This is a genomic window from Neobacillus sp. DFD-2R (assembly GCF_057747865.1).
In genome coordinates this window covers 5,045,767-5,067,184 of the sequence record NZ_CM173228.1, presented here as the reverse complement: position 1 = coordinate 5,067,184, position 21,418 = coordinate 5,045,767, and the positions used below count along the sequence as shown (strand labels likewise).

Here is a 21,418-nt window from a genome sequence, read left to right as displayed (position 1 = left end):
TCCGAAAGAAACAAAGCAGGATGTAATAGATATGTCAAGAAGCCTGAAAATGTTAGATGCCGATTCCATTCCGGTCAATTTTCTACACGCCATTGACGGTACCTTGCTTGAAGGGGTCAATGAATTTAACCCGAGATATTGCTTAAAGGTGCTCTGCCTGATGCGCTATATTAACCCTACAAAAGAAATCAGGATTTCAGGTGGAAGAGAAGTGAACCTGCGCAGTTTACAGGCACTGGGGCTTTATCCGGCTAATTCCATTTTCGTTGGAGATTACTTAACTACAGAAGGTCAAGAAAGTTCAAAAGACCATCAAATGTTAGAAGACCTGGGATTTGAAATTGATTTTGTTAATCATTCTGAGAACGTGAATTGCTGAAGATCGTAGCAAACGAAGTGACAGGAACCATCCGGTATAGGGGTGGTTCCTGTCAACTTTGTTCATAAAGCCTTGTTGTTACACTCAGCCTCCTGATAACGCCAACAGGGTTGTTACAATAGTAGCATTTTTTATGAAACGCGTTTCGGGTCAAGAAGCTTTAAAAGTTTCACCCTAAAAGCGGTGCCTCTTCTTTCCACTGGTTTTAATCCTACTTTAAGTTTAAGCATAGGCAAATCCACAGGAACAACGGCCTTTTCCGAAAAGTAAATGATAAGAAGCGGAGAATTCCCGGTTTACTCACTGGACTTCATGGGCAAATTCTTTACTATCTGTTGGTACATCCGTAAGGGAATTGGCCTTACTTTGTGTATCAATAGGGGCTCCCCGGAGGAACAAAGTTATTCGGTGCAATCTCTACACCGTTTGTCACAACTGCATTAGTTGAAATCAATTATTGCATTAAAGCACTAGGCGAATAAAGTCAATTTTTTTTAAGCGGTAAAGCGCTTTGAGAATAACACCTATTGCGGTACAGCATAAAAAAATGGAGGAATTACCGTAGATGTGGCAGTTCGCAGGGGTATTTTTGTAATAGTTCCGTTTTCTTGTAGATAGATTTACATAAATGATAGTACTATTTTCTATAGAAGAATCGGAATTTACTAAGTTTATCAAATCTAAAGAAAATAGGAGGATTAGAATAATGTTTCTTGGTGTTGATTACTATCCTGAGCATTGGCCAATTGAAATGATTGATGAAGATTTTAAAAGAATGAAAAAAATGGGTGCCAATATGATTCGAATAGGAGAATTTGCTTGGCATCTGATGGAGAAGGAAGAAGGGAAATTCAATTTCTCCTTTTTTGACATGGTTATTGAAAAAGCAAAGCAATTTGATATGAAGATAATGTTTGGAACGCCTACGGCTACCTTTCCGGCCTGGTTGGCAAAAAAGCATCCCTCTATCCTGAGTGAATACGAAGATGGAACTGTTCGCGGCTTTGGCGGCCGTAGACAGTATTGCTTTAATTCAGATACATACCGACTATACGCGGGCGCCATCACCCGTAAACTAGTAGAGCATTATCAAAAGGAAGAAACGATTATCGCCTGGCAAATCGATAATGAATTTGGTCACGAAGGCAGTGACATGTGCCATTGCAGCAAATGTCATGAAAGGTTCCGGGAGTTCCTTTCCCGAATATACAAAGATATTAGTGCTTTAAACGAGAAGTATGGAACGATTTTCTGGGGCCAAACCTATAACGAATTTCAGGAAATTCCCATTCCGAAGAAAACGATTACACAGCATAATCCAAGCTTACTGCTTGATTGGGCCCGCTTCCGTTCTTATTCTCTAAATTCTTTTGCAAAAGAAATGACGGATATCGTTCGCGCCCATAAAGGAAGCTATCAACAGGTAACGACGAACGTCTCGGGCGGATTTTTTTCAAAATGGTTTGACCATGAAGAAAATGTCGGTGATATGGATTTCGTTTCTTATGATAATTATCCGGTTTGGGGCGGCTTAGAAAAACCTGTACATCCGGCGGAAACAGCCATGAGCCTGGATTTTAACCGCGGTTTAAAAAACCGGCACTTCTGGATTGTTGAAGAAATAATGGGCATGCAGGGCCATAATGTGATTGGTTATTTGCCAAGGCCTAACGAGGCAAAAATGTGGAGCTATCAGGCATTTGCGCATGGTTGCACCAACATGCTGTATTTCCGCTGGCGGGGAATGAACAAAGGGGCAGAGCAATTTTGTTACGGAATCATTGATCATGATAATTCAACAGGGAGAAAATATCGTGAGGTTCAGCAGCTGTTTAGCGAGATTCGCCCGCATGAAAAAATGATTCAATCCTCCATTCAGCCGCGGGTCGCCATTCTATATGATTATGATAATATCTGGTCCTGGAGATTTCAGCCGCAAAACAAAGATTTTGATTTCAAAGCAGAGCTTCTAAGACTTTATAAACCATTTTATTCTTTTAATGTTCAAATCGACGTCATCCCGGTGACAAGGGATTTTTCCTCTTATGACATTGTGATAGTTCCTTGTCTACAGATGATTGAAAAGGATTTGGCGGAACGCTTTGAGGCATTTGCTAAAAAAGGGGGAACAGTGGTTTTCTCTTTCCGAACAGGAATCAAGGATAAACATAATAATATTCATTTCCAATTGACGTCCCCCGGATATGTAAAAGAATTGACAGGAATTGAAATCCATGACAGTGAATCATTATTTTATCCTGTCACGATTAAGTCTTTGAAGGAAGAGGGGATCGCGAAGGTTGGACATGCAACCGTTTGGAGAGATCTTGTCGAGCCAACGACTGCAGAAGTGTTGTATCGCTATGAGGATGAGTTGTTTGGCCAAACGGCTGCGATTACGAGAAACCTTTATGGTCAGGGGTCTGTTTACTATGTAGGATGCGGTGCGGATGAAGAAAGTTTGAACAGTCTGGCAGAGAATATCTTAAAAAATAAAAATATTTGGCACCTCTCCACCGAGCAGGGGCTGGAGGTCTACCGACGTTCCGATAAGGGTGAAAATTACTATTTTATTATGAATCACACAAGTGAAGAAAAACAATTAAATGGAACAGTAATAAAACCCTTTGAAAGTAAAATTGTAAAGGAAATTTAATTTGCTACCTAATTAAGACAGTCCGGCTCAGTCCCGTAGCAGAAGAATAAGACTAACGATCTTTTTTCGTGATTTTTCTTTTTTCGACAATTTACACATAAAACGCTTTCATGGTAAATTGGTACTATCTAATAATTAGAAAATTAAGAGTTGCTTTGAATTAATCAGGATTTACCTATTTTTCAACCTCAAGGGATAGGAGATGTATTATGAGCAAATTATCCATCATGGCATATACAGTCGGGACTCTTCTTTTTCTTGTAAGCTGCTCGTTCGCAATTTTCTATGGATATAAGGTTTTTAACCATAACCTGCCGGCTGATAAAAGAACCGTAGAGAACTACCGCTATCACTTTGTACTCGTTACTGAGGAACTTGATAATGAATATTGGAGGCTTGTTGAAAAGGGGGCAAAAGAAGCTGCTGAAAAATATGGTGTCATGCTTGAATATGCGGGGCCAAAGCAGGCGAATATTGATGACCACTTAAAAACAATTGAGATGTCAGCTGCCTCCAAAGTGGATGGGATTTTCACACAGGGGTTAAGTGATGAGCAATTTACACCGTTAATTAACAAAGTCATAGGGAAGGGAATCCCTGTCATTACCGTTGATACAGACGCACAAACAAGTAAACGGATCGCTTACATTGGAACGGATAATTATTATTCCGGATATTTGGCTGGAAGGGCGCTTGTTGCAGATACATTTGGAAAAACGAATGTCGCCATTATTACAGGCAATTTTTATGCCAACCATCAGATCCAACGGGTAAAGGGTTTTCAGGATGCAGTGAAAAATGAAAAAAGGATTCGTATTATTACGGTGCAGGAATCCGGAATTAGCAGGGTAAAAGCGGCAGAAAAAGCCTACCAAATCCTTCAGGATCATCCTGAGGTTAATGCTTTTTTCGGGACAAGTGCACTCGATGGGATCGGTATTGCACAAGTGGTTAAAAAGTCTCAAAAACAAGATAAAGTTTATATTATTGGATTCGATACACTTCCTGAAACGATTTCCTACATTCGCCAGGGAATCATTAAGGCAACTGTTGTCCAGCAGCCATATGAGATGGGATACGGAGCTGTAAAAATGATGGTTTCGCTTATGGAGGGGAAAAAGGTTACTCCAATTGTTCATACGAAAACAGAGATTATGAGAATAGGAGATTTACTTTTGTTACCTAAAGGTGGAAAGCAGGTGAGCCAATGAAGTTACTCCGGATAAGATCCAAGCTGCTTATTTACTTTATGGTACTCGTTGTTTTGCTAACATCGATCGGAATCTTTTTTTACAACAGCAGTGAAAAACTGATGGTTGAATACGATAATAGCTTTCAACGCTTCCTGTTGCTTAATGATATCTCGCAAAGAACCAATCTTATTACCGAAAAGCTCCATGCGTATATTTTAGATAAGGAAGAACGGTATCTTGAAGAATATGACAAGGAAAGATTAAAGCTGGTCGCGGATCAACAAAAACTTTATGAAGAAATAAACACCAATGATATTACAATTGTTAATTATAAGAACATGATTGATAGTTTTTTGGAGGAATGCGATGCGGCGATTCAATCCTTTCAGAAAGACGATATTAATCTTTATTCAAATCATTATAATGAAGTATTAAAAATAGCCTCATTCCTCCAAGAAAGTACACTTTCACTGTTAAATAATAAACTGACCGACTATCAAAAATTTTATAGTCAAATCGAATTGCAAAACCATTATTATAAATTAATGTCCATCTCCCTATTTGCGGCTACTTTTTTCCTTAGTACCTTGCTGGCGTTATGGATTTCCGGCGGGATTACAAAGCCAATTAGCCGGTTGTCGGCAGCAGCAAAACAGATTGCCAAGGGAAATTTATCGGGAGAAGATATTAAAATTACGACAAATGATGAATTAAAGCTATTAACGGAAACCTTTAACCAAATGCGCACGAATATCAGGCAATTGGTAACAGAAATCAAACAAAAATCAGAATTGGATAAGCTTTTAAAAGAATTAGAGTTAAGGAGTTTGCAAAATCAGATCAATCCCCATTTTCTATTTAACACCTTAAATACCGTTTCAAAAATGGCCTATTTGGAGGATGCTGAACATACATCGAGTTTAATTGAATCTGTTGCGGCATTACTTCGTTACAATCTCGGTGATTTAAATAAAGCGTCAACATTAAGAGATGAAGTAAGGGTCGTGAAAGAGTATTTTTTTATCCAACAAACAAGATTTGGAGAGCGGATTCAGTTCATTACTGACATTGAGGATGATTGTTTGGATATTGAAATCCCTAGTTTAATTCTTCAGCCGTTAGTTGAAAATGCCTTCATTCATGGGGTCGAGTCCTATGAGGAAAATGCCGTCATCAGCCTGAATATTTACCGGCAAAAGGGATGGATTTATGTGGAAGTGAATGATAACGGACTCGGAATGGATGCCATCACTAAAAAAAAATTGCAGGAATATGCGTCTGGAATTGAAACAGAGGAAGTGTTTGAACCGGAAAAGTCAAATGGCCATTCCACTGGCATTGGTGTGAAAAATGTAATAAAGAGACTGCAGCTTTTTTACCATCGGAGCGACATTGTGGAAATTGAATCAGAATTGGAAAAAGGGACTAGTTTTAGATTGATTATCCCCAACATGGCGGAAGGAGGGAGAGAGCTTGCTTAAAATTCTAATTGTTGATGATGAAGTCCTCGAGCGAAAAGGATTAGCAAAAATAATCACAAATGGAATCAAGGACGTAATGATCATTGGGGAGGCGGCCAATGGAAGAAAGGCGATTGAGATGGCTAAGGAACATCGGCCGGATATCATTTTTATGGATATTAAAATGCCTGGAATTGACGGAGTTCAAGCCGTGAAAGAGATTAAACAAATCGATTCCTCGATCAGAATTATTATGGTTTCTGCCTTTAATACTTTTGAATATGCCAAGGAAGTTATGCAGCAGGGGGTCAAGGAATACATTTTAAAACCAAGCAGAAAACAAGATATTCTCGAGGCTGTCGGGCGTGTTTCCTTCGAGATCAAGGAGGAGCGGAAACAGCTTGAGGAGCAGCAAAGCTTAAAGGAAAACTTAAATCGAGCTGTTTCTATCGCCCAAAAAGAATGGGTTTATTCCTTGCTGATCAATCAAGTTCAAGATATTACCTTTGAAGAATGGGGCCAGTTGCTTGGTGTAGAAATTACTTCAGGTTATATTATGCTTTTTTCCATGCAGCCTAAAGGGAACTCTGAACTATCCACAAGTGACAAACTTGATTGGTACGCTTGGCTTAAGGATACTCTTAAAGCTACTGTTAAAAAGCAAGAAATTATGATTGGGCCGATAACTGACGCTCAAGTCCCAGTGTTGTTCCTATGCAAAAAAACGGCAGAAAAAGTCCATTTTAAATCATATGCACAGACGATCATCGAGAATATAAATACCCTTTTCCAAAAAGAGACATTCCATGCTGATTTAAGGGTTGGAGTGGGTCACCCCTATAACCATGCACATGAGCTGAACAAATCCTATCATGAAGCAGTATTGGCCCTTCAGAAACTCTCTATGACTCCAAAGCAGAAGTTTTTATTTGGCGTGAAGCAAGGGCAAGTGGCTGCGGAAATAACACACCCCACAAAATCGAGTATCCTTGAAGTCGAGAAAAAGCTGTTAGATGCGGTTCGTAAGGGGGATGTCAATCAGGTATTGTTTTTAATCGAGTCGTTTATTACAGGGCAGGCAGCTAACAAGAATATTGACGCTCATTTTGTGAAAAAATCATTCGATGAATTATTTGTTCTTATCTCAAGGATGCTCCATGAATTAGGCGTTCAGTATGAACGAACACCTGCTTTCGATGAGTCTGACGGTATTACTTCTATATTAGAAACGGGCAAAGCTCATTTAATGCAGGTCGTCCAACAGGTACAGATCTGGAGAAATAACCACGCCAAAGGAATGCTGCACAAGGCAAAAGAGTATATTGAAAATCATTATGCCGATTCGATTACATTGGAATCAGTAGCCGAATATGTTGAGCTAAGTCCGTTTTACTTCAGCAAATTATTTAAAGACCGTTTTGGTATGACATTTATTGATTACTTGACGGAAATCAGGATAAAGCATGCAAAAGCTCAAATGGAGGACCAGGCCAAGAGCTTGAAAGAAATCTGCTTTTCCATCGGCTACAACGATCCAAATTATTTTAGCCGGGTGTTTAAAAAGCTTACAGGACTATCGCCAACAGAGTTTCGTAAGGCAACTTAATAATAGATGGATGAACTATATTTAAAAGGCCAAATCGCTTAGCTTAGCGGATTGGCCTTTTTTTTTTGAAATGAAATTTGATAACTGTCTAGCTCCAGCGCATAGGGGATCGGGGTCATAAGCCCCTGAGAAAGGCGCTTCCGCTTTTAATTGTAATCGTTTGCAAAATAATCTAGAAAATCACAATTTAATGCTATTGGTTTGAACTATGTGAAAAATTCCGCCCGTGCTAACATAAATGTAAGGGGTTACACGACAGGGAGGTAAAAACTTTTCTGAAACTGGTTCCAAAATTTTAGTAAATAGAAAAAGGAGAATGATGAAATGTTAAAAAAGAAAAAAGGGTTAATGCTATCCTTAACAGTCGCTTCTAGTATTCTATTAGCTACAGCTTGCAGCAGCACAACCAGCAGTAATTCAAGTTCTTCAAAAGATAGTGGCGGAGGAAGCCTTCCTGCTGTTGGTGCAACGATTTACAAATTTGATGATAACTTTATGTCCTATGTGCGTCGGTCAATGGAAGATTCAGCAAAAGGAAAAGTAAACCTTATGTTGAATGACTCTCAAAATGACGAATCTAAACAGATTGAGCAAGTAGATACGCTAATTGCTAAAGGAGCAAAATCCTTAGCTATTAACCTAGTAGATCCAAAAGCTGCTCAAACGATTCTCGATAAAGCGAAACCAAAGAATATTCCTGTTATCTTCTTTAACAAAGAGCCGGATGCAGCAGTATTAAAAAGCTATGATAAAGCTTACTATGTAGGAACAACTTCATCTGAATCAGGTGTGCTCCAAGGTGAAATGATCGCCAAAGCCTGGGCAGCGAACAAAGATAAATGGGATAAAAACCATGACGGCAAAATCCAATATGTTCTATTAAAAGGTGAACCGGGACACCCGGATGCAGAGGCACGTACGAAATATGTGATTAACACGCTTAAAGAAAAAGGTATTCAAGTTGAAGAATTAGCTATGGATACAGCGATGTGGGATTCTACAAAAGCAACAGAAAAAATGGATGCATGGTTAGCAAAATACAATGACAAAATTGAATTCGTTATTGCTAATAATGACGGTATGGCATTAGGTGCAATTGCATCTCTTGACAAAGCAGGCTACTTTACTGGAAATAAATTCATGCCGGTTGTAGGCGTTGACGCGATTCCGGAAGCACTTGAAATGATTGATAAAGGAAAAATGGTTGGAACAGTATTAAATGACGCGAAAAACCAAGGAAAAGCAACGATTGACCTTGCAACCAATGCAGCGAATGGCAAGGATGTATTAGCAGGAACAAATTGGAAGTTGGATGATGCAAAAGCAGTCCGTGTTCCATATGTTATCGTAACAAAAGATAATATCCAAGTTGGAAAAGACGCTTATAAATAAACCGGAAATTACTAAAATATGAGATGCACATCTTGTGCCTCTCATATTTTTTAAATGGTTTGGCGGGGAGGTTGCTTATGTCAAAAGCTAGTACGACTAATTTACTAGAAATGATTAATCTAACAAAAAGATTTCCGGGAGTGCTTGCTCTACAAAATGTTTCACTGAAGGTTAAAGCAGGGACAGTACACGCCTTAATGGGCGAAAATGGCGCAGGTAAATCTACGTTAATGAAATGCTTATTCGGCATATACTCAATGGACGAAGGCAAAATTCTTTTTAATGGACAAGAAGTTTCATTTGCCAATTCCAAGCAGGCACTTGAGAACGGCGTTTCCATGGTGCACCAGGAACTTAACCAAGTACGTCAACAAAATGTTATGGATAATATCTGGCTTGGCCGATATCCGAAAAAGGGTATCTTTATCGATGAAAAGAAAATGTACGAGGACACGTTAGCCATTTTTAAAAGCCTTGACATTAATATAGACCCAAAAAGTAAGGTAAGTACCTTATCTGTTTCCGAAATGCAGATGGTGGAAATCGCAAAAGCGGTTTCGTATCATTCAAAACTCATAGTCATGGATGAACCTACTTCTTCCCTTACAGAAAATGAAGTAAACCATTTATTCAAAATTATCCGAAAGCTGCAAACGGAGAATGTAGCCATTATCTATATTTCACACAAAATGGAAGAAATTTTAAAAATCTCAGACGAAGTGACGATCATGCGTGACGGTCAGTATATTACGACTAAAAGTGCAAAGGAATTAACTACAGATGAAATCATCAAGCTGATGGTTGGACGGGATTTATCACAACGATTCCCTACTAAGATGAATCAGCCTGGAGATGTGATTTTAAAGGTTTCTGATTTAACCGCAGAAACTGAAGGATCTTTTTCAAATGTAAACTTTAAGCTTAAAAAAGGAGAAATATTGGGAATTGCCGGCTTAGTTGGCTCAAAGCGAACAGAAGTGGTTGAAGCCTTATTTGGGATGAGGGCATTGAAATCGGGGACGATTGAACTGAATGGGAAGGTCGTTCAAAATCCATCTCCTCAGCATGCCATCAAAAATGGATTTGCACTTGTTACCGAAGAAAGAAGAACGACAGGTATTTATCCTGAATTGAGCATTAGCTTTAACTCCATCATTTCAAATCTACGGCAATATAAAACAAAAGGCTTATTTTTATCAGATAGCAAAGTGTACGATGACACAAAATGGGTGATTGATTCCATGAAAGTCAAAACACCTTCCCAAAAAACATCTATCGGCAGTTTGTCAGGCGGGAACCAACAAAAGGTAATCATTGGACGCTGGCTGCTTACAAACCCTGAAATCCTGTTGCTCGATGAACCAACAAGGGGTATTGATGTAGGGGCAAAGTTTGAGATTTACCAGCTAATTAACCAATTGGCAGCTGACGGAAAGGGAATTATTATGATTTCTTCTGAAATGCCCGAGCTTTTGGGTGTTACAGACCGAATTTTAGTTATGAGTAATGGTAAAGCAGCCGGAATCGTGGAAACGGCAAAAACGTCTCAAGAAGAAATCATGCGATTGGCAGCTTTGTATTAGGAGGAGATGCAAAATGAATAACTCAGCTTCACAAAAAAGCAAGGTAACGAAATGGCTTTTTGATAATGTAATTTATGTTTTTTTAATCCTATTGGTCATAGGGATCGTAATCGCTTCTCCTGACTTTCTATCTGTTACAAACTTTATCAATATATTAAGTCAATCATCTTCCCGAATTATTATTGCGCTTGGGATGGCCGGAATCTTAATAACAGCAGGAACAGACTTGTCGGCAGGCCGGATGGTCGGACTGGCAGCAGTAGTCTCAGCTTCCCTTTTGCAAGCTTCGGATTATGCGTATAAAATGTATCCGCACCTGCATGAATTACCGCTGATTGTCCCAATTTTAATTGCTATGATTGCTACAGGTTTTATTGGAGTAATCAATGGTGTGATCGTCTCTAAGCTTCACGTCCCGCCATTTATCGCAACTTTAGGGATGATGATTACTGTATATGGTCTTACTTCTATTTATTTTGATCGCCCTCCATATGGGGCACAGCCAATTGGCGGTTTGAGCCAAAGTTTTACAACGTTTGCACAGAAAGGTATTCCAATTGGTCAATACCAAATTCCGTATCTTGTTCTTTATGCTATTGTTGCCATCATCCTTATTTGGGTAATTTGGAATAAAACACAGTTAGGTAAAAACATGTACGCTATCGGAGGCAATCCTGAAGCAGCCAAGGTTTCAGGTGTTAACGTCGCGAAAAACATTATTATCATTTACATGATTGCCGGGTTATTATACGGTTTCTCCGGTACGCTTGAAGCGGGTCGTGTCGGCAGTGCCACCAACAACACCGGTAACATGTACGAACTAGACGCCATCGCAGCGTGCGTGGTCGGTGGTGTATCACTATCAGGCGGTATCGGAACAGTACCTGGTGTTATTACAGGGGTTCTCATTTTCCAAATCATCAACTACGGCCTAGCCTTCCTCGGCGTAAGCCCATACATCCAATTCATCGTCAAAGGCGCCATCATCATCGTCGCAGTCGCATTTGACATGAGGAAGCATGCTAAGAAGAAATAGAGTGATCACTACGGTGACAACTACGGTGACAGGCACCGTTCGTGGACAAATGTTGAAATTTGTTCGTGTGGAATGTACAAAATACAAAAAAGAAGGATTGAACAATGAAAATTGCTCAATCCTTTTTTTTTGTAAATAATGCAACCCTTTTCAATTTGAAGTGAAAAACTCTGTATTAATTTAACCTTAAAACCTCCTTATACTGAAAACATAAGTTGAAAACGTTTTATAAATAAGGAGGAAATAACTATGACTTGCTCTTGGCTTGAATTAGAGGGGAAAATCGCCATTGTGACAGGCGGTGCTTCAGGTATCGGTTCACTAATTACAAAGGAATTTCTTAATAACGGAGCAACTGTGGTGGTTTCGGATTTAAATGTGGAGGAAGGACAACAAACTGACGGCTCATATTATGTGAATTGCGACGTAACGAAAAAGGATAGCGTCGATCAAATGGTAGCTAAAACCATTGAATTGTTTGGCAAAGTCGATATTCTAGTAAATAATGCAGGTGTTAACCTGCCTAGACTTTTAGTTGATGACCTGGGTGAAAAGCCTGAGTATGAATTAAGCGAGAAGGATTTTGATTTTATGGTCGCAGTAAATCAAAAAGGTCCTTACCTTTGTGCTCAAGCTTCCGCAAGAGAAATGGTGAAACAAAATAACGGGGTTATTATCAATATTGCTTCAGAAGCAGGCCAGGAAGGATCCGCCGGTCAAAGCTGTTACTCGGCAACAAAAGGAGCCATCATCTCTTTCACTCGTGCATGGGCGAAAGAATTAGGTAAATTCAATATTCGTGTGGTTGCAGTAGCCCCAGGCATTATGGAGACAACAGGATTGAGAACAGATGCCTATAATGAAGCGCTAGCATACACAAGAGGTGTTACAGTTGATGGATTATCGACTGATTATAGTAAATCGATTCCACTTGGAAGAGAAGGGAAATTGAAGGAAATAGGCGATTTGGTTTCTTACCTTGCTTCAGACCGAGCAAGTTATATAACCGGCACTACGTTAAATATCTCGGGTGGAAAATCCCGAGGTTAAGTAATGCTGTTGAACTCAGAAATATGCCTTTAAAACAATTGTTCAATAGTATGTTAAATTGGAATTATATTTTGTCGTACTCGATTATTTTTCCGTTATACTTATTACTTATGGTAATTGTTCGATCGAAGAAGGTGGTGAAAAAATGTCTGATTTAAGTATGGATGATCGGGTAATCCGGATAATCGAATTGACCGGGAAAAAAAACTACTGCTCATTAGATTATTTGGCATCAACAATTGGGGTTAGTACCAGAACCATCCGCAACTATATTAAGCAGCTTAACAGCGACTTAAGTGGAATCGCTGAATTAGAGAACGATAAGGGTAAAGGCTACTGCTTAGCTATTAAGGATAAGCAATTGTTTGATGACCTGATTGGAAAAATTCATTCAGAAAAAAACAGGCTGGATTCACCTCAACGACGTATCGCCTTTATCATTGACCGATTAATAAACAGCGATGAAATGAATACCCTGGATGAGCTGGCTTTTGAAATGAATATTGGCAGGACGACATTGGTTAATGAATTAAAAAAAGCGGCAGTGGCCCTGGAAACATACAATTTATCCATCCGAGGTAAGCAAAATAATGGGATGTATTTAAGTGGTAATGAACTTGATTTACGCTTCTTTATTCTTGATAACGTGTATGACTATTTGTATAGTGCATACCCATTAGACGAGGATATTAAAGATGAAGTATTGCGGATTGCCTATCAACATGACTTAGAATCTTCCACAAAGAATCGGTTAATGCAATCCGTAATTGTTATGCTGGACCGTCTGTTAAAAAATCATCGGATTAGCAAGATAAATGAGAAATATAATAAGCTATTTAATACACCGGAATATCATATCGCTTTAGAAATAATTGCTGCAATCGAAAGTCATCTTCCTATTTCGATTCCTAAGGACGAAATTCTATTTATTACGCTGCCGATAGCAGGTAGGAGAACACCGACAAACAATCGTACAATGGCAGATATCACGATTACGGACGATATAAAGAGGCTTTTGAATGCCATTGTCGAACAGGTTGGCTTTGATCGAGACATTATTCAAGAAAACGAATCATTTTTTCAAGATTTACAATACCATTTAACCTTTATGATCAACCGGCTGATGTTTAACCTGCGATTGAAAAATCCGTTACTTAGTGATGTGAAGGAGAAATATCCCGTGGCCTATAAAATGGCAGAGATCGCCGGCCAAGTGATTGAAAATGATTATGGCCTTAAAGCTTCTGAGGATGAACTTGGTTATTTGGCCTTCTATTTCGGGGTTTTTAACGCCCAAAATGAAGTGAAAGTTAGAAGTTTGCAGCAGGTGGCAGTAATTTGCGGAACGGGGAGAGGAACAGCCAAATTAATCGCGATCCAATTGCAGCGAGTTCTTAATCAAAATACAAAGATTGATCTCTTTTCAGAAACAGAGGTAACAAAACAACTTTTAGCCGATTATGACATTGTTTTTTCAACCATAAAGCTAGCATTTGAAATTGATTCACCATTTATTAGGATTAATGAAATCTTTGATGAAAATAGTGTATCACGGCAAATCGAAAAAGTGACCTATCTGCAAAAGTTCAAGATTAAAGATGTTGGAAATCATAATTCCATCGTGAAGCTTTTAACAAGTGCAGAAAAATACTTTGTATTAAATAGCAAAAAAAGTTATCGCGAAAATGTGAATGATATGATAGATGCCTTAACAGAGAAAGGCTATCTTGATGAAGGTTTTAAGGAACGGTTAAAAGAAAGGGCGGAAAAAGGATCAATGGTTTTTGATCAATTTATTGCCTTACCGCACACTATTAACCGGGCATCCAATAAAATAGAGCTGGCGCTAGGGGTATTTCCTGAAAAGATCTTTGCAGACGAAAAAGAAATTAAGTTAGTCTTTTTGTTAGGCATACCAAAACAAACTGATTTTGATTCTAGTTTATTAGTGAAAATTTACGATGAAATTATGCGCATTGCTACTGACAAAAAATTGGTAGAGCAATTAGCTAGAACAACTTCATATGAAGATTTTTCAATATACCTTGAGCAGGTAAGCAGGTCATAAATTAGGTTAGGAAGTGACACGATGCAAATCTACATTATCATGATTTTTATTGCAGGTGCATTTGTGGTTCAAATGGCATTAGGTTTTTTGCAAATCAAGCATTTTTCGAAAGCGTATGCAGAACTGAGGAAAATAGGAAAAGTAGCCATCGGTAAGAAGCCTGGAAAGCTCCGTGCTGGAACAATTGTCCTTTTTGCTGTATCCAATAGCGGGGAAATCCTCAAAGCCAAGAAAATGCAAGGGGTTACAGTAATGGCGCAGTTCCGGGATTTGCATGGATTTACGGATAAAAACATTAAGACACTTCAAGAAATAGATGTAGCACATTGCAATAAATTATTAAAATTGGCCATTCTTGATGCCGTTACTAATTATAAGATCATCATGAGCGGTGGAGAAATTCCGGAAAAGAATAGCCTCTTTAAGAGCATGATGATGAAAGCAGAAAGTGTTGTCGCTGTAAAAAAATAAATTAAGAGGTGAGAGTTATGGATTTTATCGTCATATTTGCCCAAGGTTTTATGAAATTATTTCATACCGGTGCAGACGTTTTTATTTCTTGGATGAAAGGAATCGTTCCAGTTGTATTACTTTTAATGGTTGCGATGAATACCTTGATCCAATTGATTGGTGAGAAAAGGATTAATCGCTTGGCAAAGGCATCAGCGAAAAACCCTCTACTAAGATATTTAATTCTCCCATTTATTGGATCGTTTATGCTGGGTAATCCGATGGCGTTGTCATTAGGGCGGTTTTTACCAGAAAAGTATAAGCCAAGCTACTATGCATCTGGGGCTTATTTCTGTCACACAAGCAATGGATTATTCCCACATATAAACCCGGGGGAATTGTTTATCTTTCTTGGTATCGCAGCAGGGATCGAAAAGCTTGGTTTAAACACAGCAGAGCTCGCTGTCCGTTATCTCCTAGTAGGTTTGGTAATGAACTTCTTTGCCGGATGGATTACCGATTTTACAACAAAAGTGGTAGAAAAACAACAAGGCATTAAACTAAAAACAGAAGTAAAATTGCATAACTAGACGGGAGGTTTATGAGATGACTGATTATCGTTCAATAAAAGTTGTGAAGGGAAGCGGTGGCTTCGGCGGCCCGTTAACAATCATTCCGACTGCACAAAAAAATAAAATTGTCTATATTACAGGTGGCGGCGCGAAGCCCGCTATCGTTGACAAAATTGCTGAACTAACCGGGGCAGAGCCTGTAAATGGGTTCAAAACTTCTGTTCCTGATGAAACGATTATGGTTGCAATCATTGATTGCGGCGGTACATTACGCTGCGGAATCTATCCGCAAAAACGGATTCCAACCATCAATATTATGCCTACAGGTAAAAGTGGCCCATTAGCTAAATTTATTACCGAAGATATCTATGTGTCAGCTGTTGATGTCAATCAAATTCAACTGGTTGATAATGCATATGAGCATGTAGCTGCAGCAGCGGAAAAACTCCCTGAACAGGAAAGGGAATACAAGTACAGCAGTGATAAAAAGATTTCTCAAACTTTGGCTACAAATAAGAATAAAAGCATCATAACAAAATTCGGTCTTGGTGCAGGAAAAGTAATTAGCACATTCTATCAAGCCGGCCGTGAAGCAGTACAAACGATGATTAATACAATTATTCCCTTTATGGCTTTTGTATCCTTGTTAATTGGGATTATACAAGGGTCAGGAATTGGTAATGTATTTGCGAAGATGATGTCACCACTTGCAGGAAATATATGGGGTCTACTTTTAATTGGCTTTATCTGTTCCTTACCATTCTTGTCTCCGTTACTTGGACCAGGTGCTGTCATTGCCCAGGTTATTGGTACACTTATTGGAGTTGAAATTGGTAAGGGCAATATCTCTCCAAACTTAGCTCTACCTGCCTTGTTCGCAATCAACACACAAAATGCCTGTGACTTTATCCCTGTAGGACTAGGACTTGCAGAAGCAGAGGCTGAAACAGTAGAAGTTGGGGTACCATCTGTTCTCTACTCGCGATTCTTAATAGGGGTTCCAAGGGTCATTGTTGCCTGGCTTGCAAGCTTCGGATTATACGCGTAAGAAGGCCGGATATCATTAAGTATAATGTAAACTTGAAACTTCTTACATTCTCTAGCAACTAGAATACAAAACGTTTGAATTGGAGGTAGGCGCGGCATAACCAATAGTCGGTGCCAAATGATATGAAAACAATTTATGAAAATCAAATTAGAAGTAAAGGTTCTTTAGCTGATAGTTTCTTGGAAGAAAAAATGTTAATTTTGTTTGGTAATGAAGCACCGCAAGATTTAAAGGATTTCTGTTATGGTATTGATGTTGTCGATGTAGAAGGAGAAATTCAACCAGGGCAAATGCTTATTATCAATAATGAAAAATTCAAAATTACTTCTGTTGGCGATGTCGTTAAACGTAATCTCACTACATTAGGGCATATCACTTTACGCTTTGATGGTGCAACAACTCCGGAATTACCCGGTACATTGTATTTAGAAAACAAAAAATTACCTGCAATTGAATTGGGTGCCGGACTAAAGATTGTAAGTGAATAAGAATTTTTTTAGAAAACCAAACAAAATGCTTAATCTACAATAGGTTAAGCATTTTGCTTTTTAGGAGGACAAGCCGATGAGATTATATATTGATTCTGCAGATGTGAATCAAATAGCATACCACAATGAGTATTACCCGATTGCAGGTGTCACCACCAATCCATCGATCATTGTAAAAGAAAAACGACCTTATTTAGAGCTGTTCAAAGAAATCAGAGCAATTATCGGTGACGAAAAAGAACTATTCGTTCAAGTAATTGGGATACCGCAGAAGAAATGGTGGAGGAATCTAAATATATAAACCGACAGCTATCGGGAAATGTGATTGTAAAGATTACGGTAACAGAGGAAGGCATTAAGGCAATCAAATTGCTTACCGCGGACAAAATTCCTACACTTGCAACCACAATTTATACTTCTTTTCAGGCCCTTATCGCCGCAATGGCCGGGGCAAAATATGTAGCACCATATGTGAACCGAATCGATAATTTAACAGGGAACGGTGTAAAGGTTGTCAAAGAAATCGTCGAGTTATACAAAACCTATGGAATAGCTACTGAAATTTTGGCGGCCAGCTTTAAAAATGTTCAACAAGTACATGATGTATGCCTTGCCGGTGCTCAAACAGTAACAGTGGGACCTGATTTAATTGGAAAGTTTATCGCATTCCCGGCAACACCGGCAGACGTGTCAGTATTCAAAAAACAATGGCAGCACGCTTTCGGGGCGGATAAAACCAGTCTATATAACTCTTAAAAATTCAGCTGAAATTTTCAGGTAATGATGTGTATATCGATACGGCCAACCTGTTAGGAAACCAAAGTATTACGTTTACTTTTTCTAAATGGCTGTCCCCAACCATAGCTGGAGATTACACTTGGTATACCCAAACAATTACTACTTCGGCAACAGATCAATATGATTATTTGCCTGTAAACTACCAAGCTGCCACGCTTATTGTCCAATAATAATAAAGTAAAAAAATAATTTTTCAAAGGATATCCTGAAACACAAAGAACTGAGAAAAATGTAATGGAGAGGGAGTTATCAACTTTAAATGGATAACCTCCTCTTTTTTTGTTTTTCCACCGTTAAGAAGGTTACGGTGAAACTTACTAATCAAACGTTTGATTAAATGTGGTTAAAGGCTTGGTATATAGTTTTTTTTGATGGCTTACTATTTAAAAATAAAAAACTAATCAAACGTAAGATTTTCTATTCATCTTTGATACCTAACGCTGTATTTCAAGAATAAAATAGGTTCGAAGAAAAAGTGAAGCTTTACAAAATATTAACAATCCCAACCTTACTGACTAGAATAACCCCCATACAAGTTTCATAAATTGATAACAAAAGGGGGGAATATAATGAACACATTTTTGATCATCGTGAATATTGCTGTTTTACTTTTGCTCATTTTTGGTTTGTACAAGATGCAAACAAAGCAATTGTCCTTTTCAAAGCGAGTTTTTACCGCATTGGGTTTAGGTATCATTTTTGGATTTATTATTCATTTAATCTATGGTACAACGCACGAGGTTACAGCAGGTTCAATCGATTGGTTTAACATTGTTGGTAATGGTTATGTGAAACTGTTGCAAATGGTTGTCATGCCGCTTGTCTTTATTTCGATCGTCGGAGCCTTTACGAAATTAAAATTGACCAAAAATATCGGGAAAATCAGTTTCCTTGTTATCGGAATTCTGCTTGGTACTACAGCCATTGCGGCTGTCATTGGAATTGGTTCCGCACTAGGATTTGGCCTTGACGGTATCCATTTAGATCAAGGTTCTGCAGAAGCTGCACGTAATCAACAATTACAGCAAGCAGTTGTTAGTGTCAAAGATGTAACGCTTCCGCAGCAAATCCTTCAGCTGCTGCCAAGCAATCCGTTTCAAGATTTAACAGGTGCCCGCCCAACATCGACAATTGCAGTCGTTATTTTTGCAACCATTATCGGGATTGCCTACCTGGGAGTAAAACGGAAGGACCCTGAGCAAGGAGAATTTTTTGCAAAAATCATTGATACGGTTTATTCGATTACCATGAGGGTTGTCAACCAGATTCTTCGTCTAACACCATATGGCATTCTTGCTATCATTACTAGAGTAACAGCGACAAGTGATTATGCAGCGATTGTCAAATTAGGGAAGTTCGTCATTGCCTCTTATGTCGCTCTTATTGTGATGTTTATCGTCCATTTATTGCTTTTATCCATTGCAAGCCTTAACCCTGCTAGATTTGTGAAAAAAGGTTTACCGACATTAACTTTCGCTTTTACTTCTCGGACAAGTGCAGGAACATTACCGTTAACGATTAAAACACAAACAAAAGATTTGGGTGTATCGGAAGGCATTGCAAACTTTGCCGGTTCATTTGGTCTCACAATTGGCCAAAACGGTTGTGCGGGTATTTATCCTGCGATGTTAGCGGTAATGGTCGCCCCTGCTGCAGGCATCGATCCAACAAGTGCCTCCTTTATTATCTCACTTATACTAGTGGTAGCGATTAGTTCCTTAGGCGTTGCAGGTGTCGGTGGGGGCGCAACCTTCGCAGCCCTAATCGTGTTATCAGTAATGAACCTTCCAATTGCCATCGTCGCTCTACTAATCTCAGTAGAGCCATTAATCGACATGGGACGTACCGCCTTAAACGTCAGTGGTGCAATGACAGCAGGGCTCTTGACAAGCAAAGCAACAGGAGAATTTAACGAAGAGGTTTACCAGCAAAACGATATTGTAGAAGCTTAAAGGTGACAGGCACCGTTCGTGGACAAATAGCTCATTTTGTCCGTGTGTAATGGGCAATATCATCAGTTAAAAAAGAAAAAGGATTACAGTTTCGGTAAATAAGAATGCCGAATGTAATCCTTTTATAATGTATTGTTTTAAAGTAAAGGTTATTTAACAGAAGGGGCTCTCTTAGCTACTGAATTCTGAATAATTTTTTCAGTAGGAATAATCGTTCGACTACTCATATTTTTACGTTCTTTGATCTTAGCAAAAAGGAGTTTTGTCCCAACATCCCCCAAACTCTTGACAGGAATTTCTATACTAGTCAATGATGGAGACAGAAATGGCGCAATGCTCGAATTACTGTAACCTACGATAGATAATTCATTTGGAATTGAAATTCCATTTTTCGATGCTGATTTATAAATGCTCATAACTTTTAAATCATCTGTTGCAAAAACAGCAGAGGGGCGGTTATGAGGAAGAAGCAGACGGTTAGCTGATTCATATGCGGAATCTACTGTATAGCCGCTATTAATGATCCATTCTTTTCTTAAAGGTAAACCATGATCTTTTAAGCAGTTTTTATAACCCTCTAAACGATCGATGGAAACATGATAGTCAAGAGGTGAGTGCAAACATGCAATGTCTTTATGCCCTTGATCGATTAAATATTTGGTTAGATCGTAACTATCCTGGTAGTTATTTGTATCGACTGATAAGATATTTTTATATTCTCCATCTACTTTTCCAATAACAACAATTGGAATGTTAAAAACATCTAATTGTTTGAAAAAGTCCTCATTCGCTGGGGAACTAAGCATGATTATTCCCTTAATCATTTTTTCCTTTATTTTAGCAATACATTTTTCTAGTTCGTCTTTACTGTTTTTTGATGTTTGTAAAATAACATCAAAATTTTCTTCTTCAGCATTTTTAGATATTCTGTGTAGTATTTCAGAGAAAAAAGGATTGTTTGCGGTCGTTTTTGCAGAACGCGAAACAACCATAATAGCATCAAAACCTGAAGAAAGAGCTCGGGCTAATTTGCTTGGCTGGTAATTTAACTCTTCAATTGCTTTTAATACACGTTCTCGTGCTTCCTCAGAAATATTACTTTGGTTATTAAGTACACGAGATACAGTAGACTTCGACACGTTTGCAACACGTGCAATATCATAAATTGTGTGGACCAATATATCTCCCCCCTTAGTTATGGTAGGTTGTTATTTTAATCAAACAGCCAAACTATTTCGCGATAAATTAATATGAATCCACTTCCGAATCTTGGTAATTTAGTCAAAAGATCATTAGAGCAATTATTAAGTATGAGCGGTTTGTATTTCTTATTTTAATTTTTGCAAGGAGTAAATATTTAGTGGAATCGCATTTTTATTTGGGTGGGAGCAATATACGATACATTATATGGATGAATGACAAATGTAGCAATATAAATTTTTTGCTTTATATTAACATAACTTGATAATTTTCAGCCTTTATATGTGAGATTGGAATGCTAGTTTTCTTTTAAAAATTAAAATAGTTGTATATTGACAGAAAGCGTTTTCTATATTATATTTACTTCGTGGGAGCGGTACCATTTAATTTTTTGAAGAATTATATATTTTTTTAACTCTTATGGGAGCGGTACCAATCAATGGGAAATATATTTTTTTACCCCACTGGGAGCGGTACCATCAAGGGG

Annotated in this window: 18 protein-coding genes and 1 pseudogene; 18 read left to right on the top strand and 1 reads right to left on the bottom strand. The window is 38.4% G+C overall.

What is annotated here, in order from left to right; all coding sequences use genetic code 11:
• Window positions 1-4: 4 nt before the first annotated feature.
• The 18 genes and pseudogenes from AC3ANV_RS25420 to AC3ANV_RS25335 form a co-directional block, all read left to right on the top strand.
• Window positions 5-379, top strand: a pseudogene (locus AC3ANV_RS25420) (biotin synthase BioB); the annotation flags it as partial.
• A gap of 706 nt (window positions 380-1,085) precedes the next feature.
• Window positions 1,086-3,035: a beta-galactosidase gene (locus tag AC3ANV_RS25415; protein WP_488311357.1), complete on the top strand. Its 1,950-nt coding sequence runs from the start codon at window positions 1,086-1,088 to the stop codon at window positions 3,033-3,035.
• Between the two features lie 209 nt (window positions 3,036-3,244).
• Window positions 3,245-4,246: a sugar-binding protein gene (locus AC3ANV_RS25410; protein ID WP_488311356.1), complete on the top strand. Its 1,002-nt coding sequence runs from the start codon at window positions 3,245-3,247 to the stop codon at window positions 4,244-4,246.
• A complete protein-coding gene (locus AC3ANV_RS25405; RefSeq protein WP_488311355.1) occupies window positions 4,243-5,709 on the top strand; it encodes a sensor histidine kinase in 1,467 nt (488 codons plus the stop codon). Before AC3ANV_RS25410 ends, AC3ANV_RS25405 begins: the two co-directional genes overlap by 4 nt.
• Window positions 5,702-7,294 carry a response regulator gene (locus AC3ANV_RS25400; RefSeq protein WP_488311354.1) on the top strand — a complete coding sequence of 531 codons (1,593 nt, stop codon included), beginning with the start codon at window positions 5,702-5,704 and terminating at the stop codon, window positions 7,292-7,294. The genes AC3ANV_RS25405 and AC3ANV_RS25400 overlap by 8 nt, the downstream gene beginning before the upstream one ends.
• 324 nt (window positions 7,295-7,618) lie before the next feature.
• Window positions 7,619-8,686, top strand: coding sequence for a galactose/glucose ABC transporter substrate-binding protein MglB (gene mglB, locus AC3ANV_RS25395; protein ID WP_488311353.1), 1,068 nt, complete (start codon window positions 7,619-7,621; stop codon window positions 8,684-8,686).
• Between the two features lie 77 nt (window positions 8,687-8,763).
• A complete protein-coding gene (gene mglA / locus AC3ANV_RS25390) occupies window positions 8,764-10,269 on the top strand; it encodes a galactose/methyl galactoside ABC transporter ATP-binding protein MglA (RefSeq protein WP_488311352.1) in 1,506 nt (501 codons plus the stop codon).
• A gap of 13 nt (window positions 10,270-10,282) precedes the next feature.
• Window positions 10,283-11,305 (top strand): galactose/methyl galactoside ABC transporter permease MglC, encoded by a 1,023-nt coding sequence (gene mglC / locus AC3ANV_RS25385; protein ID WP_488311351.1) that lies wholly within the window; start codon window positions 10,283-10,285, stop codon window positions 11,303-11,305.
• 249 nt (window positions 11,306-11,554) lie between these two features.
• Entirely contained in the window at window positions 11,555-12,355 is an 801-nt protein-coding gene (locus AC3ANV_RS25380; RefSeq protein WP_488311350.1) for an SDR family oxidoreductase, read from the top strand.
• Window positions 12,356-12,500: 145 nt separating this feature from the next.
• Window positions 12,501-14,423, top strand: coding sequence for a BglG family transcription antiterminator (locus AC3ANV_RS25375; protein WP_488311349.1), 1,923 nt, complete (start codon window positions 12,501-12,503; stop codon window positions 14,421-14,423).
• 21 nt (window positions 14,424-14,444) lie between these two features.
• The gene (locus AC3ANV_RS25370) at window positions 14,445-14,894 is read left to right on the top strand and encodes a transcriptional regulator GutM (RefSeq protein WP_488311348.1); all 450 of its coding nucleotides are present in this window, start codon (window positions 14,445-14,447) and stop codon (window positions 14,892-14,894) included.
• Between the two features lie 17 nt (window positions 14,895-14,911).
• Window positions 14,912-15,463 (top strand): PTS glucitol/sorbitol transporter subunit IIC, encoded by a 552-nt coding sequence (srlA, locus tag AC3ANV_RS25365; protein WP_488311347.1) that lies wholly within the window; start codon window positions 14,912-14,914, stop codon window positions 15,461-15,463.
• Window positions 15,464-15,479: 16 nt separating this feature from the next.
• On the top strand, window positions 15,480-16,493 hold the full coding sequence (gene srlE, locus AC3ANV_RS25360; protein WP_488311346.1) for a PTS glucitol/sorbitol transporter subunit IIB: 1,014 nt from the start codon (window positions 15,480-15,482) through the stop codon (window positions 16,491-16,493).
• Between the two features lie 122 nt (window positions 16,494-16,615).
• Window positions 16,616-16,981, top strand: a complete 366-nt coding sequence (locus AC3ANV_RS25355; RefSeq protein WP_488311345.1) for a PTS glucitol/sorbitol transporter subunit IIA — start codon at window positions 16,616-16,618, stop codon at window positions 16,979-16,981.
• A gap of 76 nt (window positions 16,982-17,057) precedes the next feature.
• On the top strand, window positions 17,058-17,282 hold the full coding sequence (locus AC3ANV_RS25350; protein ID WP_488311344.1) for a transaldolase family protein: 225 nt from the start codon (window positions 17,058-17,060) through the stop codon (window positions 17,280-17,282).
• Window positions 17,258-17,737 (top strand): transaldolase family protein, encoded by a 480-nt coding sequence (locus AC3ANV_RS25345; RefSeq protein ID WP_488311343.1) that lies wholly within the window; start codon window positions 17,258-17,260, stop codon window positions 17,735-17,737. Before AC3ANV_RS25350 ends, AC3ANV_RS25345 begins: the two co-directional genes overlap by 25 nt.
• 29 nt (window positions 17,738-17,766) lie before the next feature.
• Window positions 17,767-17,949 (top strand): hypothetical protein, encoded by a 183-nt coding sequence (locus tag AC3ANV_RS25340; protein WP_488311342.1) that lies wholly within the window; start codon window positions 17,767-17,769, stop codon window positions 17,947-17,949.
• A gap of 399 nt (window positions 17,950-18,348) precedes the next feature.
• Entirely contained in the window at window positions 18,349-19,731 is a 1,383-nt protein-coding gene (locus tag AC3ANV_RS25335; protein ID WP_488311341.1) for an L-cystine transporter, read from the top strand.
• A 149-nt stretch (window positions 19,732-19,880) separates the two neighbouring features.
• Here AC3ANV_RS25335 and AC3ANV_RS25330 read toward each other — a convergent pair whose 3' ends face one another.
• A complete protein-coding gene (locus AC3ANV_RS25330) occupies window positions 19,881-20,909 on the bottom strand; it encodes a LacI family DNA-binding transcriptional regulator (protein ID WP_488311340.1) in 1,029 nt (342 codons plus the stop codon).
• Window positions 20,910-21,418 lie beyond the last annotated feature (509 nt).